Below are 23,461 nucleotides of genomic sequence, written 5' to 3' on the forward strand. Positions count from 1 at the left end.
ACCGAGTTCAGGAGTGCATTGGAATGTCCGACATCAAACGCGTCGTCCTCGCCTATTCGGGCGGCCTCGATACCAGCGTCATCGCCAAGTGGCTCGAAGTGGAGCGCGGGCTGGAGGTCGTCACCTTCACCGCCGACCTCGGCCAGGGCGAGGAAATCGAACCCGCGCGCGAAAAGGCGCGCGCCATGGGCATCCCGGACAAGCACATCTTCATCGAGGACCTGCGCGAGGAATTCGTGCGCGATTTCGTCTTCCCGATGATGCGCGCCAACGCCCGCTACGAAGGCGACTACCTGCTCGGCACCAGCATCGCGCGGCCGCTGATCTCCAAGCGTCTCGTCGAGATCGCGCATGAGACCGGCGCCGATGCGATCGCCCACGGCGCGACCGGCAAGGGCAACGACCAGGTCCGCTTCGAACTGTCGGCCTACGCGCTCGATCCCGATATCAAGGTCATCGCCCCGTGGCGCGAATGGGACCTGACGAGCCGCACCGCACTGATCGCCTGGGCCGAAAAGCACCAGATCGCCGTACCGAAGGACAAGCGCGGCGAAAGCCCGTTCTCGACCGATGCGAATCTCCTCCACACCTCTTCCGAAGGCAAAGTCCTCGAGGATCCGTGGGAGGAAACGCCCGACTATGTCTATTCGCGCACCGACCATCCGGAAGACGCGCCGGACGAGCCGGAATACATCACCATCGATTTCGAGCGCGGCGACGGCGTGGCCCTCAACGGCGAGGCGATGAGCCCGGCAACGCTGCTCACTGCCCTCAACGATCTTGGCCGCAAGCACGGTATCGGCCGCCTCGACCTGGTCGAGAACCGCTTCGTCGGCATGAAGAGCCGCGGGATGTACGAAACGCCCGGCGGCGAGATCTACGCCCGCGCCCATCGCGGTATCGAGCAGATCACGCTCGATCGCGGAGCCGCCCACCTCAAGGACGAGCTCATGCCGAAATATGCCGAGCTCATCTACAACGGCTTCTGGTTCAGCCCGGAGCGCGAGATGCTGCAGGCAGCGATCGACCTCAGTCAGGAGAAGGTTTCCGGCACGGTTCGGCTCAAGCTCTACAAAGGCCTCGCCAGCGTGGTCGGTCGCAAGTCGCCCAATTCGCTCTATTCCGAAGCGCACGTCACCTTCGAGGACGACGCCGGTGCCTACGACCAGCAGGATGCGGAAGGCTTCATCAAGCTCAATGCACTGCGTCTGCGGCTACTTTCGAAGCGGAATTCGTAGCGCGGCCGACAAGCTTGCGACGAGCGGTTGACTTATCCACCGTCGTCCACAGCGAATTTGGGGAAAAGTGGAAAACTCGGGGTTGCCAGCCTTGAACGACTCACCCGACCGGCGCAGTCTTAACTCATCGGACGGGGCGGAAAATCTCTCCGGTTGAAGGTCTAACGACCGGAAATCGAAGAACTTTCTCAAACCAACCGACGTTGCGGCAACTGTCCGCGCGGTCTTTGAGGACCATTTGAAGAAGGTTTCGACCGGAGGCAAGTGGGCCGCTCGAGAAGAACGCGAATGCAAGCTGCAACAGGCCGGAGATCCTGGTCGGTCAACGATGGTGAAGCGAGGCTGAGGTCTGGTGGAGCCGCTTGAGTTGGCAGGCCGTCAAAGGGATCGAAGGTCTCGGGACTGGAAAGCCATGCGGAAGATCTTCGGATCGGAAGGATGGAAAGAAAGCCCCGGATGCCGGCGCGAGCGCCGGTGACAGAACCGGATATCCGGCTTGCCGGATGGAAGGGAAAACATCGGGCGCCAAGCGCTTCCGAAATGGTTCGCCAGGAAGGAAGACCACGCGCTGGTGAGAGTGGGGTCGGCAGCAATGCCGGCCCCATTTACTTTGGGCGCCACCCTCCCCAACCGGCCATTGCGACCGATTCTCCAACGCGAAAAAAGCCGGAATTTCATGCAAAATCGGGCAATTCGGATGTGCGCAATCGGGCATATTGCCGCATTTTGCGCTCATTTCGCCGGTGAACCGTTCACCAGCGTCGATGAGCTGCCAGGCGCATTTGGAACCTTAACTTCCCGCCGGTAATTGCGGCCCCCAACGACGGAGGGCCAATTGCCTCACCATAAGTTGATTGTTCGAAAAGCTGTCATGCTGTCCGCTGCAACGATGCTCGCGCTGTTCCCGGCGTCGGCAGCCGTGTCTGCGTCCAACGAAGCAGAATTCGAGGAAAGCTTCGTCGAATTCGAAGCGCTGCCGGATATGCCGGAAGCGACCGGCAACGTCGTCGACATCACCGAATTCGAGCCGCCGGTCGAGGAAGAAGCTCGCGGCGAATCCCTCGGTGCCGGTGTCGCCTCCTACTATGGCCGCCGCTTCCACGGTCGCCCGACGGCGAGCGGCGAGCGGTTCGACATGCATGCGATGACTGCCGCCCACAAGACGCTGCCCTTCGGGTCGATGGTGCGCGTCACCAACACCCGCAACGGCAACTCGGTGGTGGTCCGCGTCAACGATCGCGGTCCCTTCGTCCGTGGCCGCACGATCGACGTGTCGCGCGCTGCGGCGGAAGAGCTTGGCATGGTCGGCAGCGGTCACGCCCGGGTGGAGCTCGAACTGATCTCCTGACGCGCCCGCGTCCCTACAACTCCAGCTCGCTCACGTCGCGGAAGGATCCGATCTTCCCGCGCACGAAGGTGTTGAACGCGATCGAGTGGCGGTTCTGCTGCGAGGTGTTGGTTTCGACATAATGCTGCAGCGAGCTCGAGAAGAGCACCAGGTCGCCCTTGGTCGGCACGACGGCATTGCGCGGTGCGTTGTAGATGTTCTGCTTTTCCCCGTTCACCGCGATCTCCAGCTGGCGATAGCCATTGTGGCGCTCGAAAATCATGCTGCCCGGCGGGTTCGGCAGGTCGGTATAGTAGAGCGATCCGGACACTAGCGAGTTGGAGTGCGTGTGCCCGTGCATCCCCACTCCCGGCGGGTTCATCAGCGACCAGCTCTGCGTTACCTCGAGCCGCTGCGAGATGCCCATCACCTCGCGCGCGAAGGTATCGAGCGCTTCCTGCACCGCCTTCTTGATGCTCGCCATCTCGGGCCGCTCGAACAGGTAGAGCTCCTCCGAAATGCGGTTCACCTGGTTATCGAGCATGGGGAGAGCCTTGATTAGCTTCTCCTGCTTCGGCGTGATCGCATCGGCGATATTGGTCTTGAAATACGGCTCCGCGAATAGCGGTTTGACGTCGAAAGCGCGCGTGGCCATCGGCTTGCAGTCCCCCAAATTTTACCCCGCTTGCAAATTAAGCGTGGGAAGCGAGGAACCGCAAGGGGGCACCCGCCCCCTCCCCGGTAAAATCAGTTCGGCAGGCGAGCCCCGTTGCGCGCGGCGCAGGTGCGGGTGATCCGGCTCATGTGGTCGAAATCCGAGCCGAAGGCGTCGATCAGCGAATAGCCGTGCTTCTCGAACTCGCCATACATGCATTCGCACGCGCCGACGGCCTTGCGCTCCTCAGGGACGATTTGGCGCACCTGGCGCAGGCAGCCCTCCATATGCGCGCTGTAGGCGTACTCCCCGCCCGCATCGTCACCGCGCAGGCCCTGGCCCACGTGGAAGAACGTCAACGCCGAAACGGCCCCGACCGCACCCAGTTTTACCGCCTTCATCATGGCAAGCTCCCATGTTGGAAGCGGCGAGTGTCGCAAGACAGGGTGGAGATCGGGTTAAGGCGCGGCGTGTAGGAAAGTTACACTTGTTACGGTGTTTGTTTGGCCTCAGGCGCCGGCGGCCGCATCCGCGGCCTTGGCTATCCTCCGGGGGCCCGACCCCTGCGGGGCCACCCCTCCGGGCGCGCAGTCGCGCTTGCGCTCGCCTGTGGCTCGCGGGGGCTAGCCTTCAGCCTCCTCCTCGCCCTCCCAATAGGCGAGGCGGTCGGACTCCTCTTCGCTGTCCCGCGCCTCGATGTCGGAGAGCAATTCGCCCGATTGTGCGTAGCGGCCCAGTGCGGAGTCGAAATCCTCCGCCACGGCCGAGAGGTCGCGGTTCTGCGCATTGCTGTCGAGCCGCGCGAGGTGGGCGAGCAGCAGGCGGTTGTCGAACCGCCGACGCGTCGCGACGAGCTCGCCCTTGTAGAACACCTCCTCCTCGGTCCCGTTGATCGCGCGGTCGGCCAGCACCTCCTCGATCGCCGAGCGCGCGACCACCAGCGCCGCATCCCACCCGCGCGCGAAATGCGCATCCGCCCGCCGCCAGCGATAGGCGGTCATCGGCGCGACCGAGACTGTGCGCGCCGCCGCCCGGACATTGCCGGAAAGCGACAAAGCCTCGAGAAACCGCGCACGGCGATCATGCGTGAAAGGCTGCTGGAATTGCTCGGAAACGGGAAGCTGGGACATGTCGGGTTCCTCTGTCGGGGATCAGGGAACCGGACCAGCTATAGGGTTCGGGGCGTGTAGGACAGGGGGAATTTGCATCGTCAATCCCGAATACGAACGATGAATATCGTTTTCTGTTTATAAAATCTTCGACCTCCTGTCGGTCGTGCATCTTAACGGGACGGCCTCGACGCGCGGAAAGACTTTACTTCGCTACAGAAGCTTGTCTCTCATACTTTCTTGACTGTCTTCAATTTTTGGCACCGTTGTTCCGTCTCGAACGCCAATCACTGGTGGGGACAAATCAATCGAATACGGTGATAAATTGACCTACTGCAGATATAAGGCTCAACCGACAGTCACTTGACAGAGGGTCGTTCCGCTGCCAATGAACGGAACGAAGAGGGAACGCTCCGCTTATGACCGAACAGACTGACGTATTGAAGCTCGTGTTGAACGAGTTAGAAATGAGTCACGGCATTAGTACTATGGATGATCGAATAGGCATTCAGAAGGTTGTTTGCCTAGTACAAGAAGCTGGGCTGCAACTAGGTTATAGCTACAATTGGTATGTCAGGGGTCCTTATTCCCCGTCTCTCGCTTCGGACTACTATGCATTAGCGCAGAATGGTGCCGAGAACGGCGGTCAGAAGCTTGTTCTCACGGACTTCGCAAAATCTGTAGTTCAAAAAGTCCGACCGCTTCTCGACCCCCCAGAAGAGTTCACATTGGGTCGAGTATATTGGCTGGAGTTACTCGCCTCAATCCTATACCTCCGAAAGAGGCTAAGAATGACGGATGAAGCGTCACGGGCAAAAATTCAATTGAGTAAAGCAACATTGCATCCGTACTATGATTTGGCTAACAACGCGCTGAACGAGTTGGATTTCTTATGAGGGGTTAATCTTGTCACTAGACTTGAACGGTAAAACAATTACCGACCCCCTTTATGGAAACATTCACCTTTCCGAGATTGAAGCAAAAATTGTATCAAGTCGCTGCTTTCAGCGCTTGCACAATGTGCGGCAGCTAGGCTTAGGCCATCTAGTATTCCCTAGCGCTGGATATTCTCGCTTTGCGCATTCGGTTGGCGCATGTTTCAACGCAGAGCGGATCCTCACTGCGATCGAGGCAAACTCAAGTCGCAAATTTGAAGACCAAGAGAGGCAGGCGTTTCGCTTGGCAGCGCTGTTGCACGACCTTGGGCACTTTCCATTCTCGCATACCACAGAACATGCCATTAAGCGCTTCTATCGGCATGAAATCTTCAAAACAGAAGAAGCAGCTCAGCAAGAGTTGGCAATTGCCGGTCCATCGCAACCACCAGCGACCTATCTCGACCATGAAGACACAGGCAAACTAATCTTTCTTGAAGATGCGGAAATCGACGCTGCCTTCGCATCAGTGGATTCAGTTTCGAAAAGTGATGTAACTTCTGCATTTATTGACGAAAAGCTTTCGACAATAATTTCCTCAGATCTGGATTGTGACCGCCTCGACTATCTGCGGCGAACCTCGCTTCATTCCGGCGCGCCATATGGTGCGGTAGATGTAGATTTCATAATAAGTAAATCGACCGTAGATGGCGATGGTCGTTTCTGCTTCGATCGGAAAGCCACGAGGGCAGCGGACCACCTCCTTGTGTCGCGTTTCTACGATTTTATGCAGATACCGTATCAGAAGACGGTTGCTGCGCTCGAATGGAGCCTTGAGGAGTCGGTGCTTTGGCTTTTGAAGGACGGCCGTGTCAACTTATCAGAACAAGGCCTAAAAGCGCTGCTTGAGCGAGATCAGTGGGCTAGCTTCGATGACGGCGAACTAACCGCAATGATGCGGGAAGCCAGACACGAGTGTTCGGATCCTGTTTATAAGGATCACATTGCAGCGGTGTTGGATCGCAACCCGGCAAAACTAGTATATTCTTGGGAGGTGTTGGCCGATCTCAAGAGCGATGAACAGACGGCTCGCGAGGAACTTCTAGAATATAAAATTCGCGAAACAGCTGAACGTTTTGATATTGATGTAAGGCGATTTAATATTTGGAAAGCGCCCTTCAAGCTTTCAAAAGCGGGACCAATTCTGCAAGGCTCACCAAAGGACAGAGATTACAGCGAAGAGGAAGCACAGCAACTAATTCATATCTTGCGCAAAGGTGAACAGGCCTCGTCACCTTTGATTGATATGAACTCCACTGTGGCTCATCATCTATCCACCTTGCGATATCGTGTGCTTAGAATTTACTACCTTCCTTCTCTCAAAGATCCACCTGGCATGAAAAAACAACTGCGAGAAGCTTTCGAAAAGCACAATTAATGTGTCGCCTCCCGCTGCTTAGCCAACATCGGCCGCAGGTACTGCCCCGTATAGCTCCCCTCCACCGCGGCGACTTCCTCCGGCGTGCCTTGTGCGACGACTTCACCGCCTCGCACGCCGCCGTCGGGGCCGAGGTCGAGGATGTGGTCGGCGGTCTTGATGACGTCGAGGTTGTGCTCGATCACCACTACCGAATTGCCCTGGTCGACCAGCCGGTGAAGCACTTCGAGGAGCTTGCGCACGTCCTCGAAATGGAGGCCGGTGGTGGGCTCGTCGAGGATGTAGAGCGTCTGGCCGGTGCTGCGTTTCGACAGTTCCTTGGCCAGCTTCACGCGCTGGGCCTCGCCGCCTGACAGCGTGGTCGCCTGCTGGCCGACCTTGACGTAGCCCAGCCCAACCTCGTTCAGCATGTGCATCTTGTCGCGGATCGGGGGGACGGCCTTGAAGAAGTCCTCCGCGTCCTCGATCGTCATGTCGAGCACGTCGGCGATGGAGTGGCCCTTGAATTTCACCTCCAGCGTTTCGCGGTTGTAGCGCTTGCCGCCGCATTCCTCGCAGGTGACGTAGACGTCGGGCAGGAAGTGCATCTCGATCTTGATGAGGCCGTCGCCCTGGCACGCCTCGCAGCGGCCGCCCTTGACGTTGAAGCTGAAGCGGCCGGGCTTGTAACCGCGCGCCTGCGCTTCCGGCAGGCCGGCGAACCAGTCGCGGATCTGGGTGAAGGCGCCGGTGTAGGTCGCGGGGTTGGAGCGCGGAGTGCGGCCGATGGGCGACTGGTCGATCTCGATCACCTTGTCGCAATATTCGAGGCCGGTGACCTTGTCGTGCGCGCCCGCGATGACCCGCGCGCCGTTCAGCGAACGCGCGGCGGAGGCGTAGAGCGTGTCGATGGTGAAGCTCGACTTGCCCGAGCCGGATACGCCCGTGATGCAAGTGAAGGTGCCGAGCGGGATCGAGGCGGTGACGTCCTTGAGGTTGTTCGCCCGCGCGCCGTGGACGGTGAGTTCGTGCCCGTTGCCCTTGCGGCGCTTCGTCGGCACCGCGATCTCGCGCCGTCCGGTGAGGTAGTCGGCGGTGAGCGATTTCCTGCTCCGCTCGATCTGCTTGAGCGTGCCCTGCGCGACGACCTCGCCGCCATGCACGCCCGCGCCGGGGCCGAGGTCGACGATGTGGTCGGCGGTGCGGATCGCGTCCTCGTCATGCTCGACCACGATGACCGTGTTGCCGAGGTCGCGCAGGCGCTTCAGCGTTTCGAGCAGGCGGTCGTTGTCGCGCTGGTGGAGGCCGATGCTCGGCTCGTCCAGCACGTAGAGCACGCCCGACAGCCCGCTGCCGATCTGGCTGGCGAGGCGGATGCGCTGGCTCTCCCCGCCCGACAGCGTGCCGCTGGTCCGGTCGAGGTTGAGGTAGTCGAGCCCGACATTGTCGAGGAAGCCCAGCCGCTCGTTGATCTCCTTGAGGATGGCCTTGGCGATCTGGCTCTGCGTGTCGTTGAGCTTGCCGTCGAGGGCGAGGAACCACTCCTTCGCATCGGCGACGCTCATCTTGACCGGCGTTGCGATGTCGGTCCCGGCGACCTTCACCGCGAGCGCCTTTTCATTGAGGCGCTTGCCGCCGCAGGTCTCGCACGGCTGCGCGGTCTGGAACTTGGACAGCTCCTCGCGCATCCAGGCGCTTTCGGTCTGCAACATGCGGCGGTTGAGGTTGCCGATGACGCCTTCGAACGGCTTGTTGACCGTGTACTGCTTGCGCCCGTCCTTGAAGGTGAGCGGCACGCGCTGGCCCTTGGTGCCGTAGAGAATGGTCTCGCGGTTCTCGGGCGAAAGCTCGTTCCACGGGGTCGTCAGGTCGAAACCGAACTCGGTCGCGAGCGACTGCAGCACCTGCATGTAATAGGGCGACGGCGGATTGGACTTGGCCCACGGCACGACCGCGCCCTTCTTGAGGCTCAGCGCCTCGTTCGGCACGACGAGCTGCGGGTCGAACAGCTGCTTCTCGCCAATCCCGTCGCAAGTCGGGCAGGCCCCCTGCGGCGCGTTGAACGAGAACAGGCGCGGCTCGATTTCCTCGATCGTGAAGCCGGAGACCGGGCAAGCGAACTTTTCGGAAAAGACGATGCGGTTGGCGGGCAGCCCCGCGCCCTTCATCGCACCGCCACCGGCCGCCTCTTCCTCGCGCCCCGGCACGACGCCGTCGGCAAGGTCGACATAGGCCAGCCCCTCGGCCAGCTTGAGCGCGGTTTCGAAACTGTCGGCGAGGCGCGTTTCCAGTCCTTCCTTCACCGCAAGGCGATCAACCACGACTTCGATATCGTGCTTGAACTTCTTGTCGAGCGCGGGCGCTTCCTCGATCGGGTAGAGCTCGCCGTCGATGCGTACGCGGGTGAAGCCCGCCTTCTGCCACTCGGCCAGTTCCTTGCGGTATTCGCCCTTGCGCCCGCGCACCACCGGCGCGAGCAGGTAGAGCCGCGTGCCTTCGGGCAGCGCCATGACGCGGTCGACCATCTGGCTTACGGTCTGCGCGCTGATCGGCTCGCCGGTTGCGGGCGAATAGGGGACACCCACCCTCGCCCACAGCAGGCGCATGTAGTCGTATATTTCGGTCACCGTCGCCACGGTCGAGCGCGGATTGCGGCTCGTCGTTTTCTGCTCGATCGAGATGGCGGGCGAGAGGCCGTCGATATGCTCGACATCGGGCTTCTGCATCATCTCGAGGAACTGACGCGCATAGGCACTCAGGCTCTCGACATAGCGTCGCTGCCCCTCGGCATAGATCGTATCGAACGCGAGGCTCGACTTGCCCGAACCCGACAGGCCCGTGATGACGATCAGCGCGTCGCGCGGCAGGTCGATATCGACGCCCTTGAGGTTATGCTCGCGCGCGCCGCGTACGGAAATCTTGGTAAGTGCCATGTGCGAGCGTGTTCCCGAATTGTTCGCTTTGGTCAAGAGGGCCGCCCTGCGCCGGGCCAGCCATGCATGAATGAGCGGACAGGCAGCGCGAGAGTTCCAGCGATGTGGGAAAGAGCCGCACAAATGCAAGCGCGGGAGACCGACGCGGCGTGCGGCCGGGTTCCCTCGCCCTTCGAATCAAAAACGGGCCCGGCGCGAGGCCCGACCCGTTTCTGTGCAACCAACCGTTTGAATCTGTTGCGACCCCGTGGAAGCGCTCTGCGATGTCTCCCCCACGACGCGGTCTGGATAGCAGCCGCCCCGGCTTTCCCATTGTATGAGACCGTCATTGTCCCGCGCTCGCACGCCGCGGCGAATATGCGAACCGCCCGGTCCGTGCCTGAGGTTCGGTGAAGCGTGGACCTTTCCGCAAGCCCGAACCGTTGAATTGTTGAATGGAAACATCGCGCTAGCAGGATCGCCTGGGACGGACGCTGAACCTGCATGTGCGCCGACAGCAAGGACAACGAGATGCCCCCGCGAGATATCGCTCGCCCAAGAAAATCACCGCTCCCGTCAAGAACGCGAAGGCCCGGCGCCGCGAAGCGCCTGGTCGGGAAGCTCAAGCAACGCCGCATGGCGCGGCTCGAGGACAAGCGACGGCGCATCCGTGCCGGGCTCAGGACCAAGCGCAAGAAGCGCAAGGCCGCCTTCGCCCTGTCGGCCAGCGTGATGGGGCTGAATACTGCCGCGCTCGATAGTGCGACTTCGATGCAGCAGGCCGGTGTAATTGCGCAGATGCAGGACGCGGGAGCGATCCCCGACGCCAATGGGCGTGTCGAAGCGCGCTTTCTCGAAACCAGTGACGAGATGAAGGAAGCCCTGATCGAAGAAGAGGGCGTGCGGCTGACGGTCTACCGCGATGTCGCGGGCTATCCGACCGTGGGCGTCGGGCATCTCGTCAAGCCGGGCGACAAGCTGCGCGTCGGCGACCGGATCAGCGAAGAACGCGCGCTCGATTTCCTCGACCGGGACCTGCAGATCGCGGAACGCGGCGTCCAGCGCCTCGTCGGCGATCTCAGGCTGACCCAGCACGAATTCGACGCCCTCGTCGATCTCGTCTTCAACGTCGGCGAAGGCAATGTGTCGGAAGCGAGAAGCCCTCGCCTGAACGAAGCGATCGCCAGCGGAGATTACACGGCGATTGCAGCCGAGCTCGAATATCACCACGCGGGCGGCGCGAAGGCCAAGGGCCTCGTCTATCGCAGCGAACGGCGCACCAACATCTTCCTCGAGGCGACCTACGAGGATCCGCGCGAATTGCGCGCATAACTGACGACATTTGCCGACCACGATGGCCCCTTCGACGGGGCCATCTTGCTTTTGCGAGCAATCTCCGGTTCAAGCGCCGCTAGCTAAGGCATTTCACATCCCGGCATCGTCCGATGCCCGAAGAACACACCCTATGGGAGACTTTATGAAGGCCCACATCCTGGCCACCTCCGGCCTCGCACTCATTCTTGCAGGCTGTTCGACCTACGCCGCCGAGGCACCGGTCGAGACCGCCGCGACCCAGACCGTCGAAATCCCGCAGGCGACCGGCTACTTCGCCGAGCGCAGCGACCTGCCGTTCTACGCGCCCGATTTCACCCAGGTGTCGGATGACGACTACCTGCCCGCGTTCGAGCAGGCGATGACCATCCACAAGGCCGAGATCGAAGCGATCAAGGCGAACCCGGCTGCGCCGACCTTCGAGAACACCATCGTCGCGCTCGAAACCTCGGGCCAGATGCTCGGCCGCGTCGCGACCATGTTCTTCGCCCTCACCGGCGCGAACACCAACGACACGCTCGATGCGGTGCAGGCCGAAATCGGCCCGAAGCTGGCTGCACACTCGGATTCGATCACGCTCGACCCGGTTCTCTTCGCCCGCGTGAAGGCGATCTACGACAACCGTGCCGCGATGACGATGGAGCCGGAAGATGCCGTGTTGCTCGAGGAAACCTACGAGAGCATGGTCCAGGCAGGCGCGCTGCTGACCGATGCCGAGAAGGAACAGGTCCGCGCGATCAACACCGAGCTTTCGACGCTGACGACCGAGTTCAGCCAGCGCGTGCGCGCGGCGACGGTCGAAAACGCGCTGATCGTCGACACGCGCGAGGAACTGGCCGGCCTGTCCGATGGCGAGATCGAGGCTGCGGCCAAGCTCGCTGCCGACAAGGGCATGGAAGGCAAGTTCGCCATCGCCCTGCAGAACACCACCCAGCAGCCTTCGCTGCCGAACCTCGAAAACCGCGCCGTTCGCGAGAAGCTCTTCACCCTCAGCCACGACCGTGCGGTGATGGGCGACAAGAACGACACGCGCGAGCTGATCGCCAAGATCGCCCAGCTGCGTGCGCAGAAAGCCGCCCTGTTCGGCCAGCCCGACTGGGCGAGCTATGTGATGTACGACCGCATGGCGAAGACGCCGCGCACCGCGCTCGACTTCATGGAGCAGATGGTCCCCGCCCTCGCCGCAACGCAGCGGCGCGAGGCGGCCATGCTCAATGCCAAGATCGAGGAAGAAGGCGGCGACTTCGAAGTGAAGCCGTGGGACTGGTATCGCTACGCCGAGATGGTCCGCAAGGAGAAGTACGACCTCGATGAAAACGCGGTGAAGCCGTATTTCGAGATCAACTCCGTGCTCGAAAACGGCATCTTCTTCGCTGCGAACAAGCTTTACGGCCTGTCGTTCGAGAAGCGCACCGACCTGCCGGTCTATCACCCGGACGTGACCACCTACACGGTGTTCGACAAGGACGGCAGCGAGCTCGGCATCTTCTACTTCGACCCGTACCAGCGCCCGTCCAAGCGCGGCGGCGCGTGGATGAGCAACTTCGTCGACCAGAGCTACCTGTATGACCAGAAGCCGGTCATCTACAACGTGCTCAACATCCCGAAGGCGCCCGAAGGCGAACCGCAGCTGGTCAGCTTCGACAACGTCAACACGCTGTTCCACGAATTCGGCCATGCGCTGCACGGCTTCTTCGCGGACCAGAAGTATGCCTCGCTCTCCGGCACGGCGACCGCTCGCGACTTCGTCGAGTATCCGAGCCAGGTGAACGAGCTGTGGGCCACCTATCCGGAAGTGCTGCAGAACTACGCCAAGCACTACGAAACCGGCGAGACCATCCCGCAGGAGCTGATCGAGAAGATCGAACGCGCCGCCAAGTTCAACCAGGGCTACGATTTCGGCGAAGTCGTCGAAGCCGCCCTGCTGGACATGAAGTGGCACGCGCTGAGCCCGGAACAGGCTGCCGCGATCAACACGCCTGAGGAAGTGGACGCGTTCGAGCGCAAGTCGCTCGAAGAGCTCGGCCTCGAGATCGATCTCGTCCCGCCGCGCTATCGCAGCAGCTATTTCAATCACATCTTCAGCTCGTCGACCGGCTACAGCTCGGGCTACTACAGCTACCTGTGGACCGAGATGCTCGACCGCGACAGCCGCCAGTGGTTCCTCGACAATGGCGGTCTGACCCGTGAAAACGGCGACCACTACCGCGCGACCGTGCTCAGCCGCGGCGGTACGATGGACTACTTCAAGATGTTCGAGAACTTCCTCGGTCGCGCGCCCGACGTGACGCCGATGCTGGTCGCACGCGGCCTCACAGGCAGCGACGAAGCGGCGGACAGCACCGCCTCTGACGGCAAGCTGCCGGCGAGCACGGTCTCGAAGTAAGCGATATGCGGGGCGAGCCCTAGAGCTTGCCCCGCCATTCGAGCGAGCGGCGATTGAGAGCCGCGAGGTCCGCCTCGCCCTCGATCGCCGCTCGTCCCGTATCCAGCGCCCGTTTGAGCAGGTCGTCAGGGGCATTCCTGTAGGCGGGCGGCACGATATGCTCGCGCCACGGCCCGCCGACTGCATTGTCGAGCAGGATACGCTGGAAGCAGTGATCGAAGCGCACCGGCCAGCCGCGTTCCTCGGCAAGAGCGGGCATCTTCTCGCGAGTCAGTGCGAACCATTCATCGACGAGATCGGGGCTGGCCATGCCCGCCCAACGGCTCAGTAGGCGATGAGTGCCTGTCCGCCGGTCTGGCCGACCCACTCGCCGCCGACATCCCACACATCGCGCAGGACCTGCGGCGACAGCGCCAGGTCGGGCTCGGCATCGGCATGGACCCGCCCATTGTCGAGCACGATGACCCGGTCGGCATGGTTCATCGCGAGCGCGAGGTCGTGGACCACCATGACCACGCCCTTGCCCGCCTCGACCTGGTCCATCAACACGTCCATCAAAGCGATCCGGTGACCGATATCGAGCGCTGCGAAAGGCTCGTCGACGAGGATCCAGTCGGGCTCGCCCGCCAGCACGCGAGCCAGCAACGCCCGCGCTTTCTCGCCACCCGAGAGACGCGAAGCCGGGCGGTCGGCAAGGCCCAGGCAGTCGGTCGCGGCGAGCGCGCGCTCGATCGCCAGCTCTCCCCGGTCGCGGTGCGGCAGGCGTCCGAGTGCGACGAGGTTGCGCACCGAAACGTCCCATGCGACCTCGCCCTGCTGCGGCAAATAGCCGATGCGCTTTGCCCGCTCGCGCGGTGCGATTGCCGCGATGTCCTGCCCGTTTAGATGAGCCGTGCCCGCGTCGGTCGCCAGCAGGCCGGCCAGCACTTCGAGCAGGGTCGACTTGCCGGCCCCGTTCGGCCCGCAGATCGCGGTGATCTTCGCCGGTTTGAGCGAGGTCGACACCTGCTCGATCCGGCCAGCGACGGTCGCTCCGCGTGTCTCCAGCATCAGGCCAGCCCCCGCCGCATTTTCACCAGCAGGTGGAGGAAAAACGGCGCACCGATCAGGCTGAGCGCGATGCCGAGCCGCAATTCGGTGACCGTCGGCAGGATACGCACCGCGCTATCCGCCACCAGCACCAACAAGGCTCCGGCAAGCGCGCTCGGCAGGACGAGCTGCGATGGTCGCCTGTCGGTCAGGGGCCGCACGAGATGCGGGACGATGAGGCCGACGAAGCCGATGATGCCTGCAACCGCGACGCCGCTCCCCACGGTGAGGCCGACACCGCCGATCAGCAGGAAGAGCACGCGCCGCTCGTCCATGCCGAGCGAACGTGCCGCCGCGTCGCCGAGGATCAGCGCATCGAGATCGCGCCCGAGAAATGCGAGCAAGCCGATCCCCGCAAAGGTCAGCGGCGCGGCAAGCCACAGGTCGCGCCAGCTGCGGTCGGTCAGCGCGCCCATCAGCCAGCCGACGATCTCGCTCATGGCGAAGGCATTGGGCGCCATCGAAATCGCAAGGCTCGTCAGCGTGCCGGCGAGGCTCGCGATCATCAGGCCCGCCAGCGTGAACAGGGCGATGCCCCCGGTGCGCCCGGCGATCAGTGCCAACAGGGCCATTGCGCCGCCTGCCCCGAGCAGGGCGAGCAACGGCAAGGTCCAGGGCTGCGCCTGGTACCCGAACCAGAAGCTCGCAACCGCGCCCAGTGCTGCCGAGGGAGCGATGCCGAACAGGCCCGGATCGGCCAGCGGGTTGCGCAAATAGCCCTGCATCGCCGCACCTGCCGCCCCCAGCCCCGCCCCGATGACGAGTGCCAGCAGCGAGCGGGGCAAGCGCAGTTCGGCAAGGATGATCGCCGCATTGGGCGTCTCTGCCGGATCGATCCACACGCGCCCCGCCAGCAGCGACACGGGCAGCACAACAGCGATCAGGCCGAGGAGGATGAGCGAGGCGCGGTTCATGCCGCCTGCCTCCTGATGGCGCGCAGCCGCTCCATCGCACGGATAATCGTCGGCCCGCCGCAGTATAGCAGCGAGGCGTCGAAACGCTCGGTCCGCATGTCGGAGAGCGCTGCGAGCGAAGGATGCGCCTGCGATCGCTCGCGCCCCGCCACCAGCAGCACCTCGGGCGGATCGGCCAGCAGGGCTTCGAGCGAGAGGTAATCCGCCTGCCCCAGCCCGCTCGCCGCGCTGTGGCTGGTGAGGCCTGCACGGCGCATCAGGTCGGAGACGAGCGTCGTCTCGCCCGGCACGATACCGCCGGGTTGCCACAGGACGGCGCTGAGCCTGTCGCCGGATTGATCGGGCTGTGCTGCGCTGGCGATCGAACCGGCGAGTTGCTGTGCTGCCTGTTCCTTACCCGCGATAGCGCCCAACCGCTCGACCTGCGCGATGCTCTCGTCGACCGATGCCGCCATACCGAACGTCTCGACCCGCACGCCGAGATCCTCGAACGCCGCGCGTGTCGCGGGCGGCAGGAAGCTGCCCGCGACCACCACGTCCGGGTCGAGCGCCAGCACTTCCTCCACCGTGCCTCCGGTGGACCGGAACCGGCGCGCCTTGGCCGCGTCCATCGAACTTGCCGCCGGATCATGGCTGTAGTGCGAGATCGCGAGCAGCTGCGAAGGCTCGGCAATCTCGGCAAGCACGGCATCGGTGCAGGGGTTGAGGCTGACGATGGTCGGGCGTTCGTGGTTTGCCGGTTCGCGCGCTTCAGGAGCAGCGCATCCAGCCAGCGTCATTCCCGCGCAGGCGGGAATCCAGAGCTGGAGCAGTGCCCGGCTAGCCCTGGACCCCCGCTTTCGCGGGGATGACGAGGGAGGCGGAAGGTTCACAACCCCGTCCGTACCCCGACGAACACGCCCCGCCCGGGCGAGGCATATCCAGCCGCCGTCTGGTAGTCCGCATCCGTCACATTCTCGACGCGCGCGAACAGGTCGAGCGTGTGCTGCTTCGCACGATCCAGCATCAGCACCGGCTTCACGACGCGCAGGTCGATCACCACGAAATCGTCGATCGCAACGCTGTTGGCCGCATCGTCGAAGCTGTCGGATACGAAACGCATTTCCGCCCCTAGCGTCGGGCCGAACACCCATCGCTCCTGCAGCTGGTAATCCGCCGAAAGCGTCAGCGCGTGCTGCGGCCTGCGGGCAAGGACATTGCCTTCGTTCGGCGAGCCGGAGGTGCGGTTCTCGCTATCGATATAGGCATAGGCTGCGCGCAGTTGCAGCTTGTCGCCAAGCCTCTTGCCCGCTTCGAGTTCGAAACCCTGCGCGCGCGTGCGCCCGACATTGTCATAGGTGCCGAACGGACGGTCGGTGCAGATGCCACCCGTCACGCCGAAGCAGGAGACGAAATCGATCAGGTTCTCGGTATCGCGGCGGAACAGGGTGAAGCCGGCATAGTCGAGCCAGCCGCGGTTCTTGTAGGCGATGCCGATGTCGAAGCTGGTGCTTTGTTCGGGCACGAGCGTCTCGTTGCCGAAATCGCTGAACAGCTGGAACAGCGTCGGCGCCTTGAAACCCTCGCCGATGCTCGCCTTGAGCCGCAGGTTGGCGGCAATCTCGTAGCTCACGTCTGCCCCGAAACTCGCGGCGCTGCCGAAGCGGGCATGATCGTCGAACCGCCCGCCTGCGTGCGCCGACAGTCCGCCGAACTCGATGCCGAGCTGCGCATAGGCACCGAAGATACTCGTGTCGTTGCCCGCATCGAACAGCGTCTCGTATTCGAGCCACTCGTTCTCCGCGCCGAAATTGACCAGCAGCGGGCCGATCGGGCGCCATTCGCCTTTCACTTCGATGCGATCGGAGCGGCCATCGCTGGTGAAGCCCGGGGCGCTGCCGAACGCCGGGTCGAAATTGTCGCGCGCGGTGTCGGCGAAGGAATAGTTCGCCTGCACGAACAGCGGCCCGCCGTCGTAGATCGCACCGGCCGCGCCGGACAGCTGGCGGGTTTTCTGGAATTCGTCCGTGTCTGCGAGGGTGAAGGAGGGGAACGGGAAACCGTCGATCTCCAGCTCGCCTTCCGCATAGCGCGCGCGAGCGAAGAGCTCCCATTCGTAGGACAGGTAGAGCCTGCCCTGCCCGTTGACGGTCCATTGCTCGAACCCGTCGGCCTCGGTGCCGTTCGCAGCGGCCGAGAAGCCGTCGGTGCGGAAGTAGCTCCCGCTCGCGCCAAGAAAGCCGCCATCCCCGCCGATGCCTCCGCTCGCGGACAGGTTCACCGTGTCGCGCGCGCCATATTCTGCGCTGGCGAGAATGCGGCTTTCGGCACGGGTCGAGGCGACGAGCACACCGCCGATCGCGTCCGATCCCCACACAGTGCTGTTCGAGCCGCGCAGCAGTTCGATCTTTTCGAGATTGCCCGCAAGCAGGTTTCCGAAATCGAAGCCGCCACCGGGCGCAGCCGGATCGGACATGCGCACGCCGTCGACGATGGTGAGCAGTTGCTCGGCCTCGGCTCCGCGCACGCGCACGCCTGTAAAGCTGCCGATCCCGCCGTTGCGGGCGAACGTCACGCCCGGCGCGCGGCGCAGGACACGGGTCAGGTCCGCGCCCTGCACCTCGGCGATATCTTCCGCATCGAAAATGGCGACGGGCTGCCCGGTATCCTCGACCTCGATCCGCGTACCGGTCGCGGTAATGGTGATCTTGTCTTCCTGTGTCTGCGTGCCCGGGAGCGGGTCGTAGCCGGCGGTGGACAACTCCTCCTCGCCTATCACGTCCTGGGCGATCGCCGGACTTGCGAAGGCTATAAGAGAAGCACCAAGAAACAGATATTTACGCACTGAACCTCCTGTCATGAACGAAGTCGCTCATGACGGAAGCGAGCACCGCGAATTCGGCGCTCCCCCGTTTGCCATCGGTACACCCCGCCCGCGGCCGAACGACGCATCTCGGGCAGGTCTCCTGGCTCCCGGATCGACGCTTTCCCGCCGCCTTCCCATCCATCGGACAGTGGCATTTGGCGGGATCGCTCCCCGGTCACAGTTGCGGGGGCAGCGGAGGATTGTCACCTCCTTCCCTCTTAGGCCGGCTCTCACCGGCAACCCGTGACACGGAATCGCCCCTAGGCCCGCTTCACCGCGCGGGCAAGCCCGAGGCGCGCGATTCACTCCATCACAACCATCGGCCTTAACCGCTCTTTGCAAGCTGTTCCGCCAAGGGACGGGTGCCGACATGCCCCTCGCGTGAATGACGAGGGCACGATACGCGCCACGGCGCGACCCGACACCGCGAGACGAAAGAGCCAAGTGACCAAACGCCCGACCAGAAACGACCGCCGCCAGCCGCGCCGCCGCGCGCCTGCGCCGCATCGCGGTCGCCGTCTGCTGGCGCTCGCAGCGGTGGTCGCGGTCCCGGCTTTCGCGGCTCCGTCCGACTGGCAACCTTTCGCACGGCCCGCGACCGAAGCGATGATGGCGGAAACCGCCGCCCCCATGCCGTTCGAAACACCGGGCGAGAGCTTTCCGGGCTCGGCCTTCTACTACCTCGAGGACCAGCCGCGCCTCGCTTACGATTTCGAGGAGCAGGATACGCTGCTGTTCGACATTTCCGGCACCGGCGATCTCGATGCGGTGGAAGAACTCGCGGCGAGCCGCGCCGGCCCCGCAGCGCGAGCATTCGCAGGCGGCGGCACCGGTCTCGACAAGGCCCGCGCGCTGCAATGCATGACGCAGGCGATCTATTACGAGGCGGCGAGCGAGGCGATCGGCGGCCAGCGCGCGGTGGCGCAGGTGGTGCTCAACCGCGTTGCGCATCCGAGCTATCCGAACAATGTCTGCGGCGTCGTCTTCCAGGGCAGCGAGCGCACGACGGGCTGCCAGTTCAGCTTCACCTGCGACGGTTCGCTACGGCGCAAGCCTTCTCCCGCCGCGTGGTCGCGCGCCCGCATGGTCGCGCAGGACGCGCTTTCCGGCAGCGTCTATGCGCCGGTCGGCCTCGCCACGCACTATCACACGGTCTGGATCTATCCCTACTGGGCGCCGAGCCTCGACCATGTCGGCACGATCGGCGCGCACCGCTTCTACCGCTGGCGCGGCGCTGCGGGCAAACCGGGTGCCTTCACCGCCGCCTATCGCGGGGCTGAGGGCATCCCTGCCCCCAACCTGCGCGCCGCCTCGGCAAGCGACACGGCGAAGGATGCAGCCGATCCGCTCGCGCTCGCCAAGGCCTACGAAGAAGCGCGGGCGAAGGCAGAGGCCGAGAATCGCTCGCTCGCACCCTCACGGGCACCCGCGCGGGCGGCAGCTCCGGCCTATTCGAGCGATGTGGAGGCCCGCGGCGGCGACAAGGCTTTCACTGCCGAAAACCTCCCTGCATCGGGCGGCGTGAAGCCGGAATATGCGAACTCTGGCCGCTGGCTGCGCGAACCGGGCGCGCCGGCCGCGAAAAACCCGCCGGGCAATTAACCTCGGCTCAACCTTGATACCTCACCAAGCCTTAGCGTGAGCGGCGCTAACAGGCTGCCATCACGCCGAATTTTCGCGATCAGAAGGTATCACTCCGCATGACGGTTCACTTTGCCGCCGCCCGCAAGCCAGAGCGCTCCGTTGTGGCCCGCATCCTGCGCCGTCCGGACCTGGGACCGATCGCGAACGACAATGGCGACAGCGTCTTCAGCGACCGCCAGCTCCAGGCAACGCTCCGCCACTTCGCAAAGCATGGCCTGGGGGCTGCCCAGGCGGCACGGGATGAGGCCGAGAAAGCCTTCTTCGCCGGCGATCGCGAGAGCTACGACTGGTGGCTCGGCATCTGCCGCACGCTCGACCGGCGCGTTGCCGAGCAGGTCGAACGCCGCGAAGCGCTCAGCGACACGCTCTGATCCCAATATTCCCGAAGGACACGGGTGACCGGCATATTGCCGGAATACCCTGTCGTTTTTGGTAATTAAGGCGTTAACCCGACGGGAACCTCTTGGCGTTATCGCGGGCGAATGGCCAAGGCCCGGATCGTTAAGCAGGTGCGCAAGGGACTGATCCGTCTCATGCACGATGACGCCCTGACCGAAAGGGTCAGGCGCACCCTCGTGCGCACGCTCTACACCCAGCCTTCGAGCCTTGCTTTGGGTGCCGCCGCCGGCATCGTCGCCTCTTCGATCGTTGCCTACCAGTCCGGTTCGACGGGGATCATCATCCTCACCGTGGCTCTGACCGTGGTGGCGATCGCCCGCGTCGCGGCAGGCATCGGCCTTTCGCCTGACAAGACCCATCGCTCGACCCGCCAGCTCGAGATTCTCTACGAGATCGGGGCGTTCACCTACTCCTTCCTGCTCGGCACGATCGCCGCACTGACGCTGCTCATCGACGCCGGCGCGACATTGAAAGTCGCAATCGTCGCCAATGCCCTATGCTACGGCGTCGGCATCTGCGGTCGTAACGCCGGCCGCCCGAGCATTGCACTCGGCCAGCTGATCCTCGTCTGCGCACCGATTTTCACCGTCTGCCTTATCATCGGCGATGCACCGCTCCTGTTCCTCGGGGCGACGATCATCCTGCTGATCCCGGCGATGGCCTCGATCATGCTCAACATCTTCAAGGTCCTGCGCGACAGCATCGCTTCTGCCGAGGAATCGGAGCGCATGGCGGAAAAAATGCGCATCCTCGCGCGCACCGACGTCGTGACCGGCCTCGCAAACCGCGCGGGCCTCAACCACGAGATCGTCGAGCGCCTGACGCAGATTGCCGACGACCAGATGCTCGCCGTATTCTGGGTCGACCTCGACCGGTTCAAGGAAGTGAACGACCTGCTCGGCCACCCGGTCGGCGACCGCGTGCTCGTCGAAACCGCGCGCAGGCTGAAGGAAGTCACTCCGGACGAAGCTTCCGTTGCCCGCTTCGGCGGCGACGAGTTCGTCATCTTCTGCGAAGTCGAGAACCGCCGCGAGTGCGAGAAGCTGGCGAGCGAAATCCATGCCGAGATCATGCGTCCGATCCGCCTCGACGGCGACCGGATGGAAGTCGGCGCATCGATCGGCATCGCCATGCTGCCCGACGACGGGCTCGATGCCGACACGCTGATGCAGAACGCCGACCTCGCGCTCTACCACGCCAAGGTCAACGGCCGGAAGCAGACCTGCTTCTACCACACCTCGATGAGCCGCGACCTGGTGCGTCGCCGCGAGATCGAAGCCGAACTGCGTGCCGCGATCCTCAAGGACGAGCTGTCGATCTTTTTCCAGCCGATCGTCGATCTCGAAACCGGCAAGATCCGCACTTTCGAGGCGCTGGTGCGCTGGTTCCACCCGGAAAAGGGCGAACTGCGCCCCGACGAATTCATCCCCGTGGCAGAGGAAACCGGCGTTATCGTCACGCTCGGCAACTGGATTACCACGCAGGCCGCCAAGGCCGCTGCCCAGTGGCCAGAAGACGTGACCGTCGCGGTCAACCTGTCGCCGCTGCAGATCAAGGCTCCGGGCGCCGCGCTCGGTATCATCAACGCGCTTCGCAATGCCGGGCTCGATCCCAAGCGCCTCGAGCTGGAAGTCACCGAAAGCGTCTTCCTCGACGACGACAACGCGACCGAATACTTCATCGAGGACCTCTCGAAGGAAGGCATCCGTTTCGCGCTCGACGATTTCGGCACGGGCTATTCCTCGCTCAGCTACATCCACAAATATCCGTTCAAGAAGATCAAGGTCGACCGCAGCTTCGTCTCCGGCCCGGATGTCGGCACGAAAAGCGACGCGATCATCCGCGCCGTGGCGGAACTCGGCTCGAAACTCGACATGGATATCGTGGCCGAAGGCATCGAGACGGTCGAGCAGGTCGAAATCGTGCGCGATGCGGGCTGTACGCTCGGCCAGGGCTATCACTTCAGCCGCGCCGTGCCCGACTATCTCGCGACCATGCTGCTCGCCAAGGAACGCGGCGAGGACGGACCGTCGAAGGCCGTCGCCTGATCGGCTTTTCGCGGCCGGTCCGGAACCGGCACGCGCCTGTCGCATTTCCCAACTGATCTCCGCGGGTTCGCAGGCACGCTTTCGCTCGGCCGAACGCCTTTATTGCAATTGCGAACTATTATCAAAAATAAGTCTGTAGCACGGCCTTTTGACGGTTGCATTCGCATCCTGAGGGGCCTAGGTCGCTTGCCAACTGCCGGGCGCTGCTTCCTCGCGGGACGCGGGCGTGCGCCAATCGGCTCGGATCCACCGGTCCCGCATGGTTTTGGAAGGACGGATTCCGGAATATGGCCCAGACCGTTGGACGCAAGAAGATTGCCCTCATCGGCGCCGGTATGATCGGCGGCACCCTCGCCCACCTCGCTGCGAAGAAGGAAATGGGCGACATCGTCCTGTTCGACATCGCCGAAGGCATGCCCCAGGGCAAGGCGCTCGACCTCAGCCAGTGCGGCCCGATCGAAGGCTTCGACGCCAAGATCACCGGGTCGAACGACTATGCCGACATCGCAGGCGCAGACGTGGTGATCGTCACCGCCGGCGTCCCCCGCAAGCCCGGCATGAGCCGCGACGACCTGCTCGGCATCAACCTCAAGGTCATGAAGTCGGTCGGCGAAGGCATCAAGAACAACTGCCCCGACGCATTCGTGATCTGCATCACCAACCCGCTCGACGCGATGGTCTGGGCGCTGCGCGAATTCTCCGGCCTGCCGCACAACAAGGTGGTCGGGATGGCAGGCGTGCTCGACAGTGCGCGCTTCGCGACCTTCCTTGCATGGGAATTCGGCTGCTCGGTGAAGGACGTGAACGCCTTCGTCCTCGGCGGCCACGGCGACACCATGGTCCCGGTCACCAGCTACACCACGATCAACGGCATCCCGGTCAACGACTACGCCAAGATCAAGGGCGTCTCGCCCGATCGCATCGACGACATCGTCAAGCGTACCCGCGGCGGTGGCGGCGAAATCGTCCAGCTGCTCGGCAATGGCTCGGCCTACTACGCGCCGGCGACCAGCGCGATCAGCATGGCCGAAGCCTATCTCGGCGACCAGAAGCGCATCCTGCCGTGCGCGGCCTATGTCGACGGCAAGTACGGCCTCGACGGCCTCTATGTCGGCGTGCCCGCAGTGATCGGCGCGAACGGCATCGAAGACGTGGTCGAGATCGAACTGTCGGACGAGGAAAAGGCCAACCTCAAGGTCTCCACCGACGCGGTCGAAGAACTGCTCGAAGCCTGCAAGGGCATGGATAGCTCGCTCGCCTGAGCGGCAGGT

19 protein-coding genes and 1 riboswitch are annotated in these 23,461 nt (G+C 63.4%); of the genes, 10 read left to right on the forward strand and 9 right to left on the reverse strand.

What is annotated here, in order from left to right; all coding sequences use genetic code 11:
• The first annotated feature begins 23 nt into the window (after positions 1 to 23).
• Both EO245_RS10720 and EO245_RS10725 read left to right on the forward strand, forming a co-directional pair.
• On the forward strand, positions 24 to 1,238 hold the full coding sequence (locus EO245_RS10720) for an argininosuccinate synthase (RefSeq protein WP_128892921.1): 1,215 nt from the start codon (positions 24 to 26) through the stop codon (positions 1,236 to 1,238).
• An 871-nt stretch (positions 1,239 to 2,109) separates the two neighbouring features.
• The gene (locus EO245_RS10725; RefSeq protein WP_234026879.1) at positions 2,110 to 2,586 is read left to right on the forward strand and encodes a septal ring lytic transglycosylase RlpA family protein; all 477 of its coding nucleotides are present in this window, start codon (positions 2,110 to 2,112) and stop codon (positions 2,584 to 2,586) included.
• A gap of 13 nt (positions 2,587 to 2,599) precedes the next feature.
• Here the strand turns inward: EO245_RS10725 and EO245_RS10730 are convergent, their stop codons facing one another.
• The 3 genes from EO245_RS10730 to EO245_RS10740 form a co-directional block, all read right to left on the reverse strand.
• A complete protein-coding gene (locus tag EO245_RS10730; protein ID WP_128892922.1) occupies positions 2,600 to 3,220 on the reverse strand; it encodes a TIGR02466 family protein in 621 nt (206 codons plus the stop codon).
• A 92-nt stretch (positions 3,221 to 3,312) separates the two neighbouring features.
• Complete coding sequence (locus EO245_RS10735; protein WP_128892923.1) at positions 3,313 to 3,624, reverse strand: hypothetical protein; 312 nt, start codon at positions 3,622 to 3,624, stop codon at positions 3,313 to 3,315.
• 219 nt (positions 3,625 to 3,843) lie between these two features.
• Positions 3,844 to 4,350 carry a hypothetical protein gene (locus tag EO245_RS10740; protein WP_128892924.1) on the reverse strand — a complete coding sequence of 169 codons (507 nt, stop codon included), beginning with the start codon at positions 4,348 to 4,350 and terminating at the stop codon, positions 3,844 to 3,846.
• A gap of 398 nt (positions 4,351 to 4,748) precedes the next feature.
• Between EO245_RS10740 and EO245_RS10745 the strand changes: the two genes are divergently transcribed.
• Positions 4,749 to 5,225 (forward strand): hypothetical protein, encoded by a 477-nt coding sequence (locus EO245_RS10745; protein ID WP_128892925.1) that lies wholly within the window; start codon positions 4,749 to 4,751, stop codon positions 5,223 to 5,225.
• 22 nt (positions 5,226 to 5,247) lie between these two features.
• Positions 5,248 to 6,642, forward strand: a complete 1,395-nt coding sequence (locus tag EO245_RS10750) for an HD domain-containing protein (RefSeq protein ID WP_164931305.1) — start codon at positions 5,248 to 5,250, stop codon at positions 6,640 to 6,642.
• Here EO245_RS10750 and uvrA read toward each other — a convergent pair.
• The gene (gene uvrA / locus EO245_RS10755; RefSeq protein WP_128892927.1) at positions 6,639 to 9,554 is read right to left on the reverse strand and encodes an excinuclease ABC subunit UvrA; all 2,916 of its coding nucleotides are present in this window, start codon (positions 9,552 to 9,554) and stop codon (positions 6,639 to 6,641) included. The genes EO245_RS10750 and uvrA overlap by 4 nt on opposite strands.
• A gap of 615 nt (positions 9,555 to 10,169) precedes the next feature.
• On the opposite strand from uvrA, the gene EO245_RS10760 reads away from it, so the two are divergent.
• Entirely contained in the window at positions 10,170 to 10,865 is a 696-nt protein-coding gene (locus tag EO245_RS10760) for a lysozyme (RefSeq protein WP_234026880.1), read from the forward strand.
• A 145-nt stretch (positions 10,866 to 11,010) separates the two neighbouring features.
• On the forward strand, positions 11,011 to 13,251 hold the full coding sequence (locus EO245_RS10765; RefSeq protein ID WP_128892928.1) for a M3 family metallopeptidase: 2,241 nt from the start codon (positions 11,011 to 11,013) through the stop codon (positions 13,249 to 13,251).
• 19 nt (positions 13,252 to 13,270) lie between these two features.
• Here EO245_RS10765 and EO245_RS10770 read toward each other — a convergent pair whose 3' ends face one another.
• The 5 genes from EO245_RS10770 to EO245_RS10790 form a co-directional block, all read right to left on the reverse strand.
• The gene (locus EO245_RS10770; RefSeq protein WP_128892929.1) at positions 13,271 to 13,561 is read right to left on the reverse strand and encodes a GCN5-related N-acetyltransferase; all 291 of its coding nucleotides are present in this window, start codon (positions 13,559 to 13,561) and stop codon (positions 13,271 to 13,273) included.
• A gap of 14 nt (positions 13,562 to 13,575) precedes the next feature.
• Positions 13,576 to 14,301 (reverse strand): ABC transporter ATP-binding protein, encoded by a 726-nt coding sequence (locus tag EO245_RS10775; RefSeq protein ID WP_128892930.1) that lies wholly within the window; start codon positions 14,299 to 14,301, stop codon positions 13,576 to 13,578.
• Positions 14,301 to 15,254, reverse strand: coding sequence for an iron ABC transporter permease (locus tag EO245_RS10780; RefSeq protein ID WP_128892931.1), 954 nt, complete (start codon positions 15,252 to 15,254; stop codon positions 14,301 to 14,303). Before EO245_RS10780 ends, EO245_RS10775 begins: the two co-directional genes overlap by 1 nt.
• A complete protein-coding gene (locus tag EO245_RS10785) occupies positions 15,251 to 16,033 on the reverse strand; it encodes an ABC transporter substrate-binding protein (protein ID WP_128892932.1) in 783 nt (260 codons plus the stop codon). The genes EO245_RS10780 and EO245_RS10785 overlap by 4 nt, the downstream gene beginning before the upstream one ends.
• Before the next feature lie 89 nt (positions 16,034 to 16,122).
• On the reverse strand, positions 16,123 to 17,994 hold the full coding sequence (locus tag EO245_RS10790; RefSeq protein ID WP_234026881.1) for a TonB-dependent siderophore receptor: 1,872 nt from the start codon (positions 17,992 to 17,994) through the stop codon (positions 16,123 to 16,125).
• 177 nt (positions 17,995 to 18,171) lie between these two features.
• Positions 18,172 to 18,359: riboswitch (cobalamin riboswitch) on the reverse strand.
• 184 nt (positions 18,360 to 18,543) lie between these two features.
• Between EO245_RS10790 and EO245_RS10795 the strand changes: the two genes are divergently transcribed.
• From EO245_RS10795 to mdh, 4 genes are all read left to right on the forward strand, one after another.
• The gene (locus EO245_RS10795) at positions 18,544 to 19,701 is read left to right on the forward strand and encodes a cell wall hydrolase (RefSeq protein ID WP_234026882.1); all 1,158 of its coding nucleotides are present in this window, start codon (positions 18,544 to 18,546) and stop codon (positions 19,699 to 19,701) included.
• A gap of 98 nt (positions 19,702 to 19,799) precedes the next feature.
• Positions 19,800 to 20,114, forward strand: coding sequence for a hypothetical protein (locus EO245_RS10800; protein WP_128892934.1), 315 nt, complete (start codon positions 19,800 to 19,802; stop codon positions 20,112 to 20,114).
• A gap of 111 nt (positions 20,115 to 20,225) precedes the next feature.
• Entirely contained in the window at positions 20,226 to 22,190 is a 1,965-nt protein-coding gene (locus EO245_RS10805; protein ID WP_128892935.1) for a bifunctional diguanylate cyclase/phosphodiesterase, read from the forward strand.
• A 287-nt stretch (positions 22,191 to 22,477) separates the two neighbouring features.
• Positions 22,478 to 23,452 carry a malate dehydrogenase gene (gene mdh, locus EO245_RS10810; protein WP_128892936.1) on the forward strand — a complete coding sequence of 325 codons (975 nt, stop codon included), beginning with the start codon at positions 22,478 to 22,480 and terminating at the stop codon, positions 23,450 to 23,452.
• Positions 23,453 to 23,461: the final 9 nt, after the last annotated feature.

Source organism: Erythrobacter sp. HKB08, assembly GCF_004114695.1.
Classification (GTDB): Bacteria; Pseudomonadota; Alphaproteobacteria; order Sphingomonadales; family Sphingomonadaceae; genus Parerythrobacter_A.

Bases quoted from the DNA above. Each gene is read 5' to 3' on its own strand.
- EO245_RS10765 (WP_128892928.1), top strand. From the start codon at position 11,011: ATGAAGGCCCACATCCTGGCCACCTCCGGCCTCGCACTCATTCTTGCA.
- EO245_RS10725 (WP_234026879.1), top strand. From the start codon at position 2,110: ATGCTGTCCGCTGCAACGATGCTCGCGCTGTTCCCGGCGTCGGCAGCC.
- EO245_RS10785 (WP_128892932.1), bottom strand. From the start codon at position 16,033: ATGACGCTGGCTGGATGCGCTGCTCCTGAAGCGCGCGAACCGGCAAAC.
- EO245_RS10760 (WP_234026880.1), top strand. From the start codon at position 10,170: ATGGCGCGGCTCGAGGACAAGCGACGGCGCATCCGTGCCGGGCTCAGG.
- EO245_RS10770 (WP_128892929.1), bottom strand. From the start codon at position 13,561: ATGGCCAGCCCCGATCTCGTCGATGAATGGTTCGCACTGACTCGCGAG.
- EO245_RS10720 (WP_128892921.1), top strand. From the start codon at position 24: ATGTCCGACATCAAACGCGTCGTCCTCGCCTATTCGGGCGGCCTCGAT.
- EO245_RS10780 (WP_128892931.1), bottom strand. From the start codon at position 15,254: ATGAACCGCGCCTCGCTCATCCTCCTCGGCCTGATCGCTGTTGTGCTG.
- EO245_RS10775 (WP_128892930.1), bottom strand. From the start codon at position 14,301: ATGCTGGAGACACGCGGAGCGACCGTCGCTGGCCGGATCGAGCAGGTG.
- EO245_RS10735 (WP_128892923.1), bottom strand. From the start codon at position 3,624: ATGATGAAGGCGGTAAAACTGGGTGCGGTCGGGGCCGTTTCGGCGTTG.
- EO245_RS10745 (WP_128892925.1), top strand. From the start codon at position 4,749: ATGACCGAACAGACTGACGTATTGAAGCTCGTGTTGAACGAGTTAGAA.
- EO245_RS10740 (WP_128892924.1), bottom strand. From the start codon at position 4,350: ATGTCCCAGCTTCCCGTTTCCGAGCAATTCCAGCAGCCTTTCACGCAT.
- EO245_RS10805 (WP_128892935.1), top strand. From the start codon at position 20,226: ATGGCCAAGGCCCGGATCGTTAAGCAGGTGCGCAAGGGACTGATCCGT.
- mdh (WP_128892936.1), top strand. From the start codon at position 22,478: ATGGCCCAGACCGTTGGACGCAAGAAGATTGCCCTCATCGGCGCCGGT.
- uvrA (WP_128892927.1), bottom strand. From the start codon at position 9,554: ATGGCACTTACCAAGATTTCCGTACGCGGCGCGCGCGAGCATAACCTC.
- EO245_RS10800 (WP_128892934.1), top strand. From the start codon at position 19,800: ATGACGGTTCACTTTGCCGCCGCCCGCAAGCCAGAGCGCTCCGTTGTG.
- EO245_RS10730 (WP_128892922.1), bottom strand. From the start codon at position 3,220: ATGGCCACGCGCGCTTTCGACGTCAAACCGCTATTCGCGGAGCCGTAT.